The 16,307-nt window shown below is 66.7% G+C and carries 12 protein-coding genes; 6 read left to right on the top strand and 6 right to left on the bottom strand.

Annotated elements, in window-relative coordinates; all coding sequences use genetic code 11:
* Window positions 1-6: 6 nt before the first annotated feature.
* The 3 genes from J2T47_RS12440 to J2T47_RS12430 all read left to right on the top strand — a co-directional run bounded on the left by J2T47_RS12440 (window position 7) and on the right by J2T47_RS12430 (window position 3,698).
* Window positions 7-663 (top strand): CoA transferase subunit B, encoded by a 657-nt coding sequence (locus J2T47_RS12440; RefSeq protein ID WP_253446853.1) that lies wholly within the window; start codon window positions 7-9, stop codon window positions 661-663.
* 163 nt (window positions 664-826) lie between these two features.
* A complete protein-coding gene (locus J2T47_RS12435) occupies window positions 827-2,008 on the top strand; it encodes an acetyl-CoA C-acetyltransferase (RefSeq protein ID WP_253446850.1) in 1,182 nt (393 codons plus the stop codon).
* 250 nt (window positions 2,009-2,258) lie between these two features.
* Window positions 2,259-3,698 (top strand): short-chain fatty acid transporter, encoded by a 1,440-nt coding sequence (locus J2T47_RS12430; RefSeq protein WP_253446847.1) that lies wholly within the window; start codon window positions 2,259-2,261, stop codon window positions 3,696-3,698.
* Between the two features lie 76 nt (window positions 3,699-3,774).
* Here the strand turns inward: J2T47_RS12430 and J2T47_RS12425 are convergent, their stop codons facing one another.
* The 6 genes from J2T47_RS12425 to J2T47_RS12400 form a co-directional block, all read right to left on the bottom strand.
* Window positions 3,775-4,695, bottom strand: coding sequence for a LysR family transcriptional regulator (locus J2T47_RS12425; RefSeq protein ID WP_253446844.1), 921 nt, complete (start codon window positions 4,693-4,695; stop codon window positions 3,775-3,777).
* A 19-nt stretch (window positions 4,696-4,714) separates the two neighbouring features.
* Entirely contained in the window at window positions 4,715-5,242 is a 528-nt protein-coding gene (locus tag J2T47_RS12420) for a cysteine hydrolase family protein (RefSeq protein WP_253446841.1), read from the bottom strand.
* Between the two features lie 60 nt (window positions 5,243-5,302).
* Entirely contained in the window at window positions 5,303-6,349 is a 1,047-nt protein-coding gene (locus J2T47_RS12415) for an AraC family transcriptional regulator (RefSeq protein WP_253446838.1), read from the bottom strand.
* A gap of 116 nt (window positions 6,350-6,465) precedes the next feature.
* Window positions 6,466-7,857: a DUF1254 domain-containing protein gene (locus J2T47_RS12410; protein ID WP_253446835.1), complete on the bottom strand. Its 1,392-nt coding sequence runs from the start codon at window positions 7,855-7,857 to the stop codon at window positions 6,466-6,468.
* Between the two features lie 61 nt (window positions 7,858-7,918).
* The gene (locus J2T47_RS12405; RefSeq protein ID WP_253446832.1) at window positions 7,919-9,265 is read right to left on the bottom strand and encodes a DUF1329 domain-containing protein; all 1,347 of its coding nucleotides are present in this window, start codon (window positions 9,263-9,265) and stop codon (window positions 7,919-7,921) included.
* Window positions 9,266-9,267: 2 nt separating this feature from the next.
* Window positions 9,268-11,088, bottom strand: a complete 1,821-nt coding sequence (locus J2T47_RS12400; RefSeq protein WP_253446829.1) for a DUF1302 domain-containing protein — start codon at window positions 11,086-11,088, stop codon at window positions 9,268-9,270.
* 245 nt (window positions 11,089-11,333) lie between these two features.
* Here J2T47_RS12400 and J2T47_RS12395 point away from each other — a divergent pair, with 245 nt between their 5' ends.
* The 3 genes from J2T47_RS12395 to J2T47_RS12385 all read left to right on the top strand — a co-directional run bounded on the left by J2T47_RS12395 (window position 11,334) and on the right by J2T47_RS12385 (window position 16,198).
* Entirely contained in the window at window positions 11,334-12,266 is a 933-nt protein-coding gene (locus tag J2T47_RS12395; RefSeq protein WP_253446826.1) for a helix-turn-helix transcriptional regulator, read from the top strand.
* Between the two features lie 147 nt (window positions 12,267-12,413).
* Window positions 12,414-14,708 carry a pyrroloquinoline quinone biosynthesis protein PqqF gene (gene pqqF, locus J2T47_RS12390; protein ID WP_253446823.1) on the top strand — a complete coding sequence of 765 codons (2,295 nt, stop codon included), beginning with the start codon at window positions 12,414-12,416 and terminating at the stop codon, window positions 14,706-14,708.
* Between the two features lie 287 nt (window positions 14,709-14,995).
* Window positions 14,996-16,198, top strand: coding sequence for a porin (locus J2T47_RS12385; RefSeq protein WP_253446820.1), 1,203 nt, complete (start codon window positions 14,996-14,998; stop codon window positions 16,196-16,198).
* Window positions 16,199-16,307 lie beyond the last annotated feature (109 nt).

Raw genomic sequence — 16,307 nt, 5'->3', positions numbered from 1 at the left:
AAGAACATGGCATTGACCCGCGAACAGATGGCTCAGCGCGTGGCGCGCGAGCTGCAGGACGGCTTCTACGTGAACCTGGGCATCGGCATCCCGACCCTGGTCGCCAACTACGTGCCCGAGGGCATGGAAGTGATGCTGCAATCGGAGAACGGCCTGCTCGGCATGGGCGCGTTCCCCACCGAAGACACAGTCGACGCCGACATGATCAACGCCGGCAAGCAGACCGTGACCGCCGTGAAGGGCGCGTCGATTTTCTCCTCCGCCGAATCCTTCGCGATGATCCGCGGCGGCCATGTCGACCTCACCGTGCTCGGTGCCTTCGAGGTGGACGTGCAGGGCAACATCGCCTCCTGGATGATCCCCGGCAAGCTGGTGAAAGGCATGGGCGGCGCCATGGACCTGGTGGCCGGCGCAGACAATATCATCGTGACCATGACCCACGCTTCCAAGGACGGCGAATCCAAGCTGCTGGACCGCTGCTCGCTGCCGCTGACCGGCGCCGGCTGCATCCGCAAGGTCCTCACCGACCTGGCCTACCTGGAGATCGAGAATGGCGCCTTCATCCTGCGCGAGACCGCGCCGGGCGTCAGCGTCGAAGAGATCGCCGAGAAGACCGCCGGCCGCCTCATCGTGCCGGACGATGTGAAGGAAATGACCTTCTGAGTTAATCGTCGATTCCCTCTCCCCAACCCTCTCCCTGAAGGGAGAGGGAGCTGGTTCGGTGCCTGGATTGGCACTGGAGTTCGCCTGACGCGGACGGCGCCCTCTCCCGCTTGCGGGAGAGGGCGGGGGGAGAGGGCAGCCCAAGCCTTCCGGAGAGTAATCCATGCAAGACGTAGTCATTGTCGCCGCCACCCGTACCGCCATCGGCGCCTTCCAGGGCAGCCTGGCAAACATTCCCGCCCATGAACTGGGCAGCCTGGTCATCCGCTCGCTGCTCGAACGCAGCGGCGTGAAGGCCGAGCAGATCGACGAAGTCATCCTCGGCCAGGTGCTCACCGCCGGTGCCGGGCAGAACCCCGCGCGCCAGGCCGCCATCGGCGCCGGCCTGCCGGTGGAAGTACCGGCGATGACCATCAACAAGCTCTGCGGCTCGGGCCTCAAGGCGCTGTTCCTTGGCGTCCAGGCAATCCGTTGCGGCGACGCCGACGCCATCATCGCCGGCGGCCAGGAGAGCATGAGCCTCGCGCCCTACGTGCTGCCCAAGGCCCGTACCGGCCTGCGCATGGGCCATGCCGAGCTGCAGGACACCCTGCTGCGCGACGGCCTGATCGACGCTTTCAACGATTACCACATGGGCATCACCGCCGAGAACCTGGCCGAGAAATTCGGCATCAGCCGCGAGGCGCAGGACGCCTTCGCCGCGCAGTCCCAGCTGAAAGCCGCGTCGGCCATCGAGGCCGGCCGCTTCAAGGACGAGATCACCCCGGTGCTGATTCCGCAGCGCAAGGGCGAGCCGCTGTCCTTCGACACCGATGAGCAACCGCGCGCCGGCACCACCGCCGAATCCCTGGGCAAGCTCAAGCCGGCCTTCAAGAAGGACGGCACCGTCACCGCCGGCAACGCCTCCACCCTCAACGATGGCGCTGCCGCCGTGCTGCTGATGAGCGCCGAGCGCGCACGCAGTCTGAACCTCCCGGTTCTGGCACGCATCCAAGCCTATGCGAGCAGTGGCGTCGACCCGTCGATCATGGGCATCGCCCCGGTGACCGCGACTCGCAGCTGCCTGGAAAAGGCCGGCTGGAGCCTCGACGACGTCGAGCTGATCGAGGCCAACGAAGCCTTCGCTGCCCAGGCCCTGTCGGTCGGCAAGGAGCTGGGCTGGAACGCCGAGAAGGTCAACGTCAACGGCGGCGCCGTCGCCCTTGGCCACCCGATCGGCGCCTCGGGCGCCCGCGTGCTGGTGACGCTGCTCCACGAAATGCTCCGTCGCGATGCGAAGAAGGGTCTGGCGACCCTGTGCATCGGCGGCGGCCAGGGCGTTGCCATGGCCCTCGTCCGGGACTGAGGAATGCACGACTAACGATTCATTGGCGAGCGCCGGGCGGCATGTACCCATGCCACCGGCAGGCGGGATGGTGGGTGGGCACACCGACAGACGAACATCCTGCCGCGGTTGTCGGCGTCCCCCGGCGTCGGCAAACCCTTGCGTCACCGCTCGGCCCCACGCAGGCCGGGCGGTTTTTCATTCCAGGACGGGCATTGCCACAAGCCCCGTTCGACGATGAGCCACTACAAGAACAACGAGGTAGACCATTATGACTTCCCACGTGCATAACCCCGGCACTGCCGTGCAGGACAGCCGCTCGGCGCGTTTCGCCATGGCCTGTTCCAATTGGGCCGAGCGCTGGTTCCCCGACTCCTGGGTCTTCGCCGCACTGGCGGTGCTGATCGTCAGCATTGCCGCGCTGGCCATCGGCGCGCCGGCCACTGAGACCGCCAAGGCCTTTGGTGACGGCTTCTGGAGCCTGATTCCCTTCACCATGCAGATGGCCTTCGTGGTCATCGGCGGCTACGTGGTCGCCAGCTCCGGCCCGGCCTCCAGGCTCATCGACCTGTTCGCCCGCGTGCCGAAGAACGGCCGTTCGGCAGTGGCCTGGGTCGCGGTGATCTCCATGCTCGCCTCGCTGCTCAACTGGGGCCTGTCCCTGGTATTCGGCGGCCTGCTGGTGCGTGCCCTGGCGCGCCGCGAAGATCTGAAGATGGACTACCGCGCCGCCGGCGCCGCTGCCTACCTGGGCCTGGGCGCCGTGTGGGCGCTGGGCCTGTCGTCGTCGGCTGCACAGCTGCAGGCCAACCCGGCCAGCCTGCCGCCGTCGATCCTGGCGATCACCGGCGTCATCCCGTTCACCGAGACCATCTTCCTCTGGCAATCCGGCGTGATGCTGCTGGCGCTGGTGCTGGTGTCGCTGGTCATCGCCTACATGACCGCCCCCGGCGCAGCCAGCGCCCGTGACGCCAAGGCCTGCGGCGTGGACGTCAGCTTCACCCCGCCGAGCGCGCCCAAAGCCACCCGCCCGGGCGAATGGCTGGAGCACAGCCCGCTGCTGATCCTGATGCTGGTGGCGCTGGCTGCGGGCTGGCTGGTCCACGAGTTCAGCACCAAGCCGGCGATCACCGCGATCTCCGGGCTGAACACCTATAACCTGCTGTTCCTCATGGTCGGCGCGCTGCTGCACTGGCGCCCGCGCAACTTCCTCGACGCCGTGGCCCGCGCCGTGCCGACCACCACCGGGGTGCTGATCCAGTTCCCGCTGTACGGTTCCATCGCGGCGATCATGACCACCGTGAAGGGCGGCGACGGCTCCACCATCGCCCACCATGTCTCCACCTTCTTCGTGCAGATCGCTTCCCACGACACCTACGCGCTGTTGATGGGCGTGTACTCGGCGGTGCTGGGCTTCTTCATCCCGTCCGGCGGCGGCAAGTGGATCATCGAGGCGCCCTACGTGATGCAGGTGGCCAACGAACTGCAATACCACCTGGGCTGGGCAGTGCAGATATACAACGCCGCCGAGGCGCTGCCGAACCTGATCAACCCGTTCTACATGCTGCCGCTGCTCGGCGTATTGGGCCTGAAGGCCCGCGACCTGATCGGCTTCAGCTTCGTCCAGCTGCTTGTCCACGTGCCCCTGGTGCTGTTCCTGCTCTGGGCGCTGGGCACCACCCTGCAGTACCTGCCGCCGGTCCAGCCGTAACCACGCATTCGGCCCCGACGGCAAAACGCCCGGATGTCGCGAGACATCCGGGCTTTTTCCTGTCTTCGGGAAGCGCTCAGCCCCGGCTGACTTCCACCGCGCCGAGCGAGCGGCCGTCCAGGTGTTCGCCGCTGAGTTGCGCGGCGTCCTGGTCGAACACTTCGCGCAGCCAGTCGCTGACCGCCTGGAAGCGGCCGATGCGCCCGGCGTCGCGGTGGGCGAGCAGCCAGATTTCCCGCACCACCACTGCACCGGAGAGGCGCACCAGTCCCTCTCGCTCGCCGAGGAAGCAGGGCAGGAGGGCCATGCCCAGGCCGCTCTCGCAGGCGTGGATCAGCGTGGTCACGCTGCTCGCGCGCAGGGCGAAATTGGCCTCGGGGACGAAGCGCCGCAGCCAGCACATCTCCGGGGTGTCATCGAGGTCTTCGCCGTAACCCAGCCAGGGCTGCTGCGGCCATTGTTCGGCCGGCACCTGGGCGAAGGGTGTGGCGGCGTAGATGGCGAAGCCGATGTCGGCGACCTTGCGCATTACCAGCGCGGCGTCTTCCGCCGGGCGTGCCAGGCGCAGGGCGAAGTCGGCCTCGCGACGGGTGAAGGACAATGCGCGGTTTGCCGGGATCAGTTGCAGCTGCAGGTTGGGATAGGTGCGCGCCAGTTGCGGCATGTGCTGCACCAGCCAGTGGCTGAACAGGAAGTCCACCGCGGTGATGCGTACCGAGCCACTGATGGCGCTGGCCTCGTTGCGCGTTTCCAGCAGCATGCTCTGCACGTCACCGAGGATACGCTCGGCATAGCCGAGGAAGGCCGTGCCGGCGTCGGTGGCCTTGTAGCCCGCGTTGTCACGGATGAACAGGCGGGTCTGCAGCGCGCTTTCCGCCGCCACCAGGCGCCGGCTCATGGTCGAGGGGTCGACACCCAGCGCGCGGCCGGCGGCGCTCATGCTGCCGTGGCGGGCGAGGGCGAGGAGGATCGGGATGTCGTTCCAGTCGAAGTTCACGGCGATGACCTCGCAGGCTTCAGAAATGCACGTCGGCGGCCGGGACCACCTTGGCCCGTGGGCCGAAGCTGCTGATGCTGCCCAGCACCGCGTTATGGTGCGCGCTGATCTGCGCGGCCTTGAGCACGGCATTGTCGACGGTGGAGTGGGCATCACCCACCAGCGTCACCGCGTACCCCTGAGCCAGGGCACGGCGGGTGGTGGTGTCGACGCAGTAGTCGCTCTGCAGGCCGCAGACCACCAGGTGGTCGATGCCGCGTGCTTCCAGCAGCTGGGCGAGGTCAGTACGCAGGAAGGAGTCCGGGGTGGTCTTGCGCACCCTGAGGTCCGCAGGGGCGGTGAGCAGGCGCGTTTCCAGCTGCCAGCCGGCGCTGCCATGCTGCAGGTCGGCGTCCTCGTGCTGCACCAGGATCACCGGCACACCGGCCTCTCGCGCCGCGCTGCTCATGGCGTTGATGCGCTGCAGCACATTGTCGATGTCGAAACAGGCGTAGTCGCCGGTGCACAGGTCGGACTGGACGTCGATGATCAGCAGGGCGGTGCTCATGGCGGTTTCCTGGAGAGCGGGAGGAAGGCCAACGAGGGTAGTGGCTGCGTGCGTCCCGGGCTAGTCCCTGAGGCCCAGTTCGCGCTTGCGATACGCCAGCGGGGTCATGCCCTGCCAGCGACGGAAGGCCCGTACGAGGCTGCTGGCGCTACTGAAACCGATGCGTTCGGCGATCTGCTCCATCGGCCACTGCGGGTCGCGCAACAGCTGCAGGGCCTGGGCCTCGCGGGTCTGGTCGAGCAACTGGGAAAAGCTCACGCCGTGTTGCTGCAGCGTCAGGTCCAGTTGCGCCCGGGCAATGCCCAGATTGCCGGCCAGGGTTTCCAGTGAGTGGCGGGTTGTCAGTTGTTCGGACAGGCGTGCGCGAAGGGCACTCAAGGGTAGCGGCATGCCGTGCTGGGCGAGGTACTGCAGGATCGGCCGCTCCACCTGGGCCAGCAGTCGCGGGTTGGCGCCGGGCAGGGGCAGCTCCCAGGCGTCCTGGCGGAACACCAGGGCGCTCACGGGCAAGGCGAACTTTACCGGTACCTGCAGGCTTTCCCACACGCCAAGGTCGGCGGGGCTTTCCCGGGCCAGCTCCAATCCTCGCAGAAAGGTGGATGCCGGCTTGCCGGTCAGGCGCTCGAACATGCGCACGTGGAAGTGCCAGTAGAAGTCCCGCGCTACCGTGGTCGGCATGTAGTCGCCCTGCACACGGAACTCCATCCGCCAATCGCCCTGTTCATCCCGGAGCAGGGATGGCTGGCCAACCGTGCTGGCCAGATTGACCAGCTGTATGTGGCGCTGCACCGCTTCACCCAGGGTGGGGCAGGCATACAGCGCGAGGTCCATGCCGTAGAGGTTGGCGGACTGGTGATAGCGCACGGCGCGCACACCGAAGTCCGCATCGCCGGTGGCTTCGACACAGAGCAGCCACAGCGGGCTCATGGCACTCATGGGCAGCCGCGCATCGATGTCCTGCAGGATGCCCGGGTCGATTCCCACGCGTTGCAGCAGCGGCAGCGGATCGATTGCGTAGTGCTGGCTGAGGGTCGTGGCGATACAGCGTACGACGGTGGCGAGCGTGCTGGGCGGCAGGGGCGTGGACTTGTGCGGTAGGCCGGTCATGAACGGTCGAGGGCAGTGGCTGGTCGCTCGAGCATGGCTGTGCCAACCCGGGCGTTCAACCCGTTCGGAAAAAAAGCCCCGGCCAGGCCGGGGCGCAAGGGAGCAGCCGTCATGCTTCAGGACTGACGCTGTACCAGCGGCGGCAGCCATTCGCGCTGGAGTACCTCGGGGCCGGGCCAGTACAGGCGCAGGAACAGGCTGAATTCCGAGTCTGGCGCGGGCAGCCAGTTGTTGCGCAGCTCCGGGAGCTCGGGCGCTTCGTGCTGGATATACAGGTCCAGCGAACCGTCGGCGTTGTAGTGCAGATCGTCACGGTCGCCGACGGCGTAGCGGTTCAGCGGGTTGTCGGCGAGCAGCAGGTGGGGGTTGTACAGCGTCAGCGACCAGAAGCCCTTCACCGGTGGCAACTGTGCCTTGTCGAAGTGGATCACGTAGCGATGTTGTCCACTGAGCAGCTGGCCATCCTTGTCGGCACGGGTATTGGGATAGACCGCATCCTCCGCCGTGTTGGCGCCGAGGCCGAACTTGGCCACCAGCGCGCGCTGCGCATAGCGGTCGCCATAGGCGCCCAGGTCGTAGCTGATCTTCCAGCCGTTGACGCCTGGCAGCTTGTCACGCAGCTCCTCGGCATGCGCCATCAGCTTGGTGACCTTGCCGTAGCCGAGGCGGCTGCCCAGGCGCTGCCAGGCGGATTGATGCGGCTGGCAATCCTCGCTGAGCAGGCCGGCCTTCCTGATGCGGTGCATCTGCGCGTCGTCGGTGCCGCTGGGCGGGTTGTCCGCGAGCAATTGGCAGAAGGCCGAGAAGAACTCGTCCTGGGACCACCCCTGCAACTGTTGATCCGGCGGCAAGTCGGCGCTCAGCCTGGGCAGACGGGCCATGGCCGGGTTGATCTGTGCGGAGGCATCGGCGCTCTGTTGCTGGCCGAGTGGGCGCAGGTCGAACTGGCGTTGCAGGGCGTTGACCTCGGCGTAGTCGCTCGGGCCGCGGCTCTTGAAGCGGCCGATGATCCAGGCCATCTGTGTTGGCACCCGGATGAGCTGCATGCCCTCCGGTACACTGCCCTGCCATAGCGGGCCGGCGATCAGGACACGGCGGGGCTGGCTACCCTGGGTGCGGGTGCCGGGGCTGGCCACCACGTTGGTCCAGGCGTCCAGGATCGGCATCATGTAGTAGTGCCCGGTCGTGTCGGGAATGCTCAGCACCACCGGCCCCGAACGCAGGTCCAGGTGAGACAGCGAATAGAGCGTGTCGACGTTCGGCGCGACGACGCTGTTGAAACGGTAATCGGGGAAACGCAGACGGTGATTGAGCTGGTTCACCGAGGTCTGGCCGCGACCCAGCTGGTATTGCTTGGTCAGCTCCATGATCACCAGCGGATAGCCGAAGGCGTAGGCTTCGGCAGTGGCGCGGGCCTGCTGATAAAGGCTGTAGCCGGCACCTGCGGCGGCTAACAGGGCAGCACCGGTCAGCCCCAGGCCGATACGGGTTCGCTTGGAAAATGGCATCTGTGATCGATCCTCATCGGTAGGGTTCGCAGGGGCCGTGCCTCACGGCCCCTGTCCGCGCTTACTTGCCCAGGCGCTTGAGTTCAGCCGGGGTGAACTCGGCTTCCGTCACTTCCTTGCCGAACTCGGCGCGGTGATCGATCGCGTTGGTCAGGTAGTTCACCGCATAGATCCCGGAGATCAGGTCATAGGTGGCTTCGGCCGCGGTCATCGGCAGCTGCAGGTCGTGGTACATGGTCAGGAACGACTCGTAGTTGCGCCACAGCTCGCCACGGTTGTCGTAGATGTCGCTGGCCATGACCTGCCAGGTGTCTTCGTCGATGTAGAAACGCCGCTTGCCGTAGACATGCCGTGCGCCCGGCTTGAGCGTGGCCTCGATGACCCAGACGCGGTGTTTCTCGTAGCGGTTGACGTCCGGGTTGATGTAGCCGGGCTTGAGCATCTCGTCATAGCCGAGCTGCTTGCTGGCGAGGCCGAAGGCGTTGTAGCCCACCAGCATTTCGCGCTTGCCGATCAGTTTCCAGTCGTAGCGGTCCGGCGCACCGTTGAAGCCATCGACGCTGTCGGAGACCACCTGGCCGAAGCTGTACCGTGCGCTGTTGTCGTAGGCCACCGTCGGCGCGCGCCGCACGCGGCGCTGACCGGGGTTGTACTGCCAGGCCGCACGCGGGGTGGAGACCTGGTTGATCGGCTCCTGCACCAGGGTCACTTCGCCGGCATATCGTGACGGACTGTTGGTCTGCACACGGGTGTAGAACAGCAGGTTCGCCTCCGGGTTGAGGTCGTGGATCTTCTCGCGGAAGCCCACCAGCTGGCGGTAGGTCACCAGGGTGTAATCGCCCTTGGCCTGTACCGTGGCGGAGGAAAAGTCACGCCCGATGGAGCCGCCGCGGTAGCGGGTGATGTGGTTCCACAGCACTTCCAGCGCTTCGGTGGGTTCCGGGAAGGGAACGCCGAAGTGGTAGTTGGTCAGGCCGTTGCCGTTGTCTGCCAGGCCTGTCTGGGCAAGGTTCTTGCGCGACTCGTCCAGATACGCCTGGGGAATGACCGCACTGCGATGGCTGGGGAAGACACGCATGCGGTAGTCGGGGTAACGGATGAACATGGCCTGCTGGCCGGGGCTGAGCAGGTCCCTGTATTGCGCCAGGTTGGCCTTGCTGACCACATACAGCGGCTGTTCGCTGGCAAACGGGTCGCTGTAGTCACCATTGCTGGCAATAGCGGCGGCGCCAGCCTGCATGCCGCCGGTCCAGGCAGGAATGCTGCCGTCGGCGTTTGCCGCGCGTTCGGCACCTGCCGGAGTGAGCTTGCCGTCAAGCAGCGAGGCGTCGGTCTGCTTGGCCTGGGCCAGGCCACAGGCGGCTACGAGAGCCACAGCCAGGGAAAGTTTGCAGAGGAGTGGGCGCATGGCTAGAAGCTCGCTTTCAGGGTGACGGAGGCGAAGTCACGGTCATCGACCGTGGAGAACTCGTTGGAACCGAAGAAGCTGTTGTAGGCCAGCTCCAGCGAGTAGTTGTTGCGGTAGTCGAAGGTCAGGGCGAGTCCCGCCGCCTGCTGGCCTTCCTGGAAGTTCGGACCGTAGCCCTGCACGTCGTGGCGCCAGTTGATCGAGGGCGTCACCACCGTCGCCGGCAGCAGGTCCTCGTAGTTCAGCGCCAGACGCAGGCGATAGCCCCAGGAGAAGTGGCTCATCAGTCCGTCGTCGTTGCAGTTGTCGGCGTTGTAATCGGCCAGTTGCTGCGCGGTGACGCCCCCCGGAATGCCGGCGGCAGAAGCGGCGCTGCACTGCACGCCATTGGTGGGCGGCGTACGGCCGAACGAGCCGGGGCGGCCGAGGCGATCGTCACCGATGCCCTGGATCAGGTTGGCCCCTGCCTCACCCGCCCAGGCCAGGCGGGTGGCGCCCAGGACGTTGTTCACCGTGTCGGTGGCGCCAAGGCTGAACTGCCAGACCGGCAATCGCACGTAGCCCTGCACTTCATCCCCCCTGGCGGCACTGAGCTCGGCGGCGGTCATCGGCAGGATCGGTGTATTGGCCTGCCCGGAGAGCAGCGCCACCAGGTCGGCCGGGTTGTAGCCCAGCGGCATGTTCGGCCGGTAGCTGAGCTCGCCGAACAGTGCGGTGGTGCCCGCCACGCCGCTCATGCTCAGGCCGAACATATGGATGTCTTCGGGATAGACGGTGTAGTAGTCACCCGTGTTGAGGTTGGTGCGTGTCGCCGATACCGGCCCCTTGCGGGCGATCACCCCGTTAATCAGGGGCGTGCGACTGTGGTAGTTGGCGTAGTAGACGCCCAGGTCCGCATCGTTGAGCGCTTCGATCACGTAGTGCATGGCCAGGCCGTACTGCCCTGTGTCGCTGGGCTCGTCAGTGGCGGTGCGCTGCAGGTAACGGCCCTGGGCCAATGCCTGGCCGGTGGTGCCGGTGCCGCCGGAAACCATGTAATCGACCTGGCAGCCTTCGGCGATGTTGTCGTTGCTGCTGAAGAAAGTGCCGCAGCCATCCAGCACGGTCGGGCGGAAGTTGTACTGCCAGAAGCCTTCCAGGCTGAGCGAGTCCGCGAGGTCGTAGTTGAAGCTGACCATCTCCACCGGCAGCTGGCCTTCCTTGAGCTCCACGCCGGGACGGTTGAAAGCCGAGGCATCCAGCGGGTTGATGGCGTTGATGCCGTTCTGCAGGAACAGCGCCTCGCCCCAGCTGAGCACCTGCTTGCCGACTTTCACGCCCAGCTTGCGATCGGCGACCTGGAAGTCTTTCCAGGCATACGCGTCAAGGTTCTTGAAGCCCTGGAACTTCACCAGGTCCTGCCAGCCGGAATCGTCGAAACGATGGAAGTCACCGTTACCGTCTTCCATGGCCTGGTCGTACCAGTACTTGAAGCGCAGGAACACCCCTTGCGAGCCGTCCTGCACGTCCAGGTCGGTCAGCCCCTTGAACAGCGTCGAGATGGTGTCGTTCTTGCGGTAGTTGAGCTTGCCGTCGTCGCCGTTGTAGTTGATGCCACTGCCCTCGTGGCCGATGCTGCGCGCGTCCGCGCCGGTCAGCAGGTGCTTGTCGGGGTTCTCCAGTGCCCAGCTGGTGCCGAGGCTGAGCGTGGTATTGGAGGTGGCGCTCCAGTCGTCGTTGAGCTGCCAGGTGACACCCTGGGCGCCAGGGCTGATGGCGGCGCCGATGCACAGCGCGAGCAGGCTGGGGCGTGCGATGCCCCGGGCATGCAGAAGGTGATTCATGCTGAGACGTACCTGTAGTTGTTGTAGTTGGCAGGTCGGGGACGAAGGTAGTTGCCGGCAACGCTGGACGGCCACTACATTCCTGTCCCGGGCGCGGACTGGCCGCGACCTGTGGGCACGATGGGAGCAGGGCAGTGCAGGCAGATAGTCGCGAGGGGACAAATAGTTTTCCCGCGCACCGATATAGAGGCGCGTTATGTGGCTCCATCATCCTGTCGTGGGTGCAGGGCCTCGAGCAGAAGGGTGTGGATCTGCCGCGCTTCTGTGCGGCCTGGGGCGTGGACCCGATCGCCCTGCGCGCGAGCAACCTGCGTCTGCCGCTGTTCCTCGCCCGCCGCTTCTGGGACGTGGCGCTGGAGCACAGTTGCGATCCAGCCATCGGTCTTGAGTTGGCGCGGCAGAATGACCCGGTGCAACTGCAGGGGTTGGCCTATCTGATGCAGCTGATGCCGAGTCGCCTCGCGGCCCTTCAGCAGATGCTGCACTTCTGGCCATTGGTGGCTGCCCATATCGACCAGTATCTGGAGTTCGAGGGCGACCGCGTGCGCCTGGTCCTGAGGCCCTGCAACGGGTTCCGGCCGGCCAGTGCCGAGGTGGATTTCTGGATGGCGCGCCAGCTCTGGCATTTGCGTGGCGCGCCGGGCGCACCCTCCGCCATTCGGGAGGTGCGCCTGTGCCGCCCTGAGCCAGCCTGCGCTGAGCCCTGGCAGCGGGTCGCGCGCGCGCCGATCACTTTCGCGGCCCCACGGGACGAGCTGCTGCTCGACCTGGAGGCTCTCAAGGAACCGCGTGGCGAGGGCAGCCTGGCGATTCGCCAGGCGCTGGAGCTGTCGCTGCACGACTACGCGGCGCAGACCGAGGCCGGCTCGGAGCTGGAGCGTGTCTGCGCCGAAGTGCTGCACGGCCTGGCGAGCACCCCGGGACTGGAAGAGGTCGCCGAGCGCCTGCATCTGACTCCCCGGACCCTGCACCGGGCCCTGCAGCGCGATGGCTGGAGCTACAGCGCCATCGTCGAGGAGCACCGCCGCCTGCTGGCAGTCGATCTGCTGCAAAGCACCGATTTCACTATCGGACAGGTATCGGATCGGCTGGGCTTCGACGAACAGTCCAGTTTCATCCGCGCATTTCGTCGCTGGTACGGCACAACGCCCGGTGCCTATCGCCTGGAGCGTGGCTGAGGCGGTGGTGGTCACCGACCACCCTGATGGAGCATCATCGGATTGCCGGCCGGCTCGCCGCACCCGCGCCGCCACAGACCAAAGCAGCATTTGCAGAAGGCGGGCCAGTCACGATCTTTGCCCTATTCCTCTCCAGGCACGTTGCCCATGTCCGACCCTGACGCGTCCCGTTTCCTGACCCTCGCCAACGGCCTGCGCGCCACCGTCATCCAGACTCCCGGCGCGAGCCGCGCCGCCGCGCTGTTGCGGATCGCCCGTGGCAGCCACGACGAGCCGGAAGCCTTCCCCGGCCTCGCGCATTTCGTCGAGCACCTGCTGTTTCTCTGTGGCGAGCGCTTCGTCGAGGGCGAGCGGCTGATGCCCTGGGTACAGGCCCGTGGCGGGCGGCTCAATGCCAGTACCCGTGCGCGGCAGACCGACTACTTCTTCGAGGTGCCCGCCGAGGATCTGGGGGATGGGCTGGCGCGGCTGGTGGATATGCTGGCGCGGCCGCGGCTGGACGAGGCCGTGCAGGTCGCCGAACGTGAAGTGCTGGAAGCCGAATTCCTGGCTCGCGGGCGCGACCCTGACACCCTGATCGATGCCGCCCTGGCGCTGGCGGTGGCGCCGGGGCACCCGCTGGGACGTTTCGTGGCCGGTCGCCGCGACAGCCTCAAGGTGGAAAGCGCCGGCTTCCAGAAGGCGTTGCGTGACTTCATCCGCTCCTGTCAGGCGAGCGGGGCGCTGGAGCTTTGGCTGCAGGGCCCGCAATCGCTGGAAGAGTTGGCGGCCCTGGTGGAGCGCGAAGCGGCTGTGTTTGCGCCGGGTGTGCTGGCCAAGTCCGTCAGCGACGAATCCCTGCTGCCGTTGGCCGGTCAGGAGCTGAAGCTGCGCCTGAGCGGTGCGCCGCGACTGGTCCTGGCCTTTGCCCTCGAGGGCATGGCGGGAGCGGGTGGCGCGCTGCTGGAACAGGTGCAAGGCTGGCTGGCCGACGAGGCGCCTGGATCGCTGCTGGCCTGCCTGGGGCAGAACGGATTGGCCGACAGCGCCCGTGCGCGCCTGAGCCGCTTCGCCAACGGCCAGGCGTTGCTGCGTTTCGATTTCGAACTGGCCGAAGCCGCCACCGCTGATCTCGTGGAATCGGCCTTCCTCTCCTGGCTGGAGGCGCTGGGCAAATTGCCGGCGGATAGCCTTGCCGCCGCTCCTGCCGATGCGCCCGGCGGCGCCCTGGAACAGTTGCAACGCCGTGCGGGAAGCGCCCATCCATCGGTATGGCTCGGTCAGCTGGTGACACCGCGGATGATCCGCCTGCTCGCCTGCGAGTCGGTCATCGGCGAGTCGCTGACCTCGGCCGGCTTCATCCTCGACGTCGCCCGTAGCCCGCAGCGCCGCATCGAACCGCTGCGGGGCGAGCCGTGGACCTTCTCGCCGACGCAAACGGCCACGCAAGCCGAGCCCGCCGCGCTTTACCTGCGCTGGCGCTTCCCGCAGACACCGGGCCGGCAGGCATTCCTTTGCGCCCGGCAGGCGCTGCGCCCATTGGCAGGTGCAGCGCGGCACGAGGGCGCCAGCCTGCGCCTGGAGGCCATGGAAAGTGACTGGACGCTCATGCTGTCGGGGGCGAAGAACCACCTTGCCGAGCTGGCCGAGTGCGCGATTCACACGCTTCAGCATCCCGCCGCCGCTGTGCTGGGGCAGGGCGCGCGTCTGCACGCCGCGGAACGCCGCCGCCGCGAAGGAGACATGCCGATCCGCCAGCTGCTCGACCTGCTGCCGCTGATGCTGGCCGGAGACAGTGACGCCTCACCGGACTGGTCCGCCGCCCATTGGGACGACCTGACCCGCGGCATCGAGCTGCCGGACACCCTGGCTGGCTACTCGACCACCAGCGCATTGCCGCCGCGCAGCGGCCCGGCCGGTCGGCATCGCCAGGTGCTGGAGCTGCCGGGCGAAGCGGCGCTGTTGCTGTTCTGCCCGCTGGCGTCCCGCTCGGCGGCCGATGAAGCCGGGTGGCGTCTGCTGGCCCGCGTCCTGGAGCCGGCCTTCTTCCACTGGCTGCGCGGCGAGCGGCAACTGGCCTATGCGTTGTACTGCGGTTTCCGTCAGGTGGGCATGCGCCGCGGCATTCTGTTCGCCGTGCAGTCGCCGTTGCTCTCGGCGGTGGAGCTGCAGGCCGAGGTCGACAGCTTCCTCTACCGCCAGGGCGAAGCCCTGCTGCGTATCGACCCGCAGCGTGTCGACAGCCTGCGTGCGCCTCTGGCCGCCGAGCTGGCGCGCGCGCCGGGCGACTTCGCCGAGCGGCTGCAGCAGGCCTGGAGCGACCAGTTGGCCGGTGTCGGGCCCGCGCACCGCGAGGCCATGGCCCAGGCGCTCGGCAACCTTTGCGCCACCGAGCTGCGCGCTGCGCATTCGGCGCTCAGCTCCGCCCAGGGCGGTCACTGGCTGCTGCTCAGCCACGCCTGATCCCCGTACTTTCGGCCCGGGGTGCCGTCCGCAAGGCGGTGCCACGGCCGACTTTTGCCTTACGTCCGGCGTGCTGGCCCAAGGTGGCCGGCCGGCGGTCGCGAGCACTCGCGACCATTGCCATGAGCCCGAGGTAGCGGTAGTCGCAGAGCCTTGTGCAGCGCTCCCGCAGGACGCCTGAAACGCCCGTGGAACCGGAGCCAAAGCAGCGTATGGCGAGGCCCCGGGGCGTTTCGATAATCGCCTCCGACACGACTGAGCACAGTCGATTCCAACCGGAGAGCGCCATGAACAAGAACAAGATCGCCGTCCGCCGCCAGCTGTTGCCGCTGGCACTGGCCACCCTGGCCCTGACGTCACTGTCCAGCGGGGCACGTGCCGACATCGTGCTGTACGACAAGGACGACACGACCTTTTCCACCGACGGCTACTTCAACGCCTTCTATGTCAACAGCGACGTCGACCGTAATGGCGAAACCTACGACCGCCGCCAGTCGCGGGTGAAGATGGGCTTCCTGCCCAACTACATCGGCTTCAACTTCGGCAAGAAGATCGACGGCCTGACCCTCACCGGGCGCTCTTCGTTCTGGGTGACCATCAACGACAGCGAGCAGGATGGCACCGACACCGCCATCGACGTCCGCCAGTTCTACGGCAACGTCGCCGGCGACTGGGGTGAGGTGCTGATCGGCAAGGACTTCGGCCTGTTCTCGCGCTCCAACATCTTCCTCGACGAGCTGCTTGCCGGCTTCGGCAACGCCAGCGATACCCTCGGTCTGGTGGACGGCAAGGGCGTGTCCTTCGGCAACATCGGCACCGGCTACCCGTACCCGTTCCCGACCTCGCAGATCACCTACCGCAACAACAACCTGGTGGAAGGCCTGCACATCGCGGTGGGCATCATGGACCCGATCGACACCAACCAGATCGACAAGGACGCCAGCGACGGCCTCGACGACAAGGCCTACCAGGACAACCCGCGCTACGAGAGCGAGGTCAGCTACCAGTTCGACCTCGGCGGGGCGAAGATCTACAGCTGGGTCAACGGTGCGTACCAGACCTCGAAGAACACCAACGACGAAGTCGACAGCGTGACCTCCAAGGGCCTGGGCTACGGCCTCCAGGCGAAGATGGGCGGCTTCTCGCTGACCGGCTCGGGGTTCACCGCCAAGGGCATCAACCCGTTCTTCACCAACAACGCCGGCGAAGCCGCGCTGCGTGAGGTGGACAGCCGCGGCGTGCTGCTCCAGGGCTCCTACAGCTGGGGCAAGAACCGCGTGGCGCTGTCCACCGGCAAGACCCGCGACGACGGCAACGGTCTGGGCAGCGCGGCGGACTATTCCACCCAGGGCATCGCCTACTTCCGCACCATCAACGACAACCTGAAGCTGGTGGCCGAGTACAACGTCTACGAGATCGATGGCCGCAAGGGCTCCACCGTCAGCGAGGATACCGACACCTTCGCGGTGGGCGCCGTGCTCAACTGGTAGGTCTCTCCCAACTCCTTTGGCTCAACTTCAGCGGGTCGGCACTTGTGTCGCCCGCTTTTTTTCGTCTGGTGGATGAGTTGCCGGATGTGCTGCGCCCGCGACCACAATC

Origin of the sequence: Pseudomonas nitroreducens, assembly GCF_024170165.1 — a bacterium.
Classification (GTDB): Bacteria; Pseudomonadota; Gammaproteobacteria; order Pseudomonadales; family Pseudomonadaceae; genus Pseudomonas; species Pseudomonas nitroreducens_C.
Note: the sequence above shows the minus strand (reverse complement) of the source record. Positions and strands in the feature narration are given on the sequence as shown.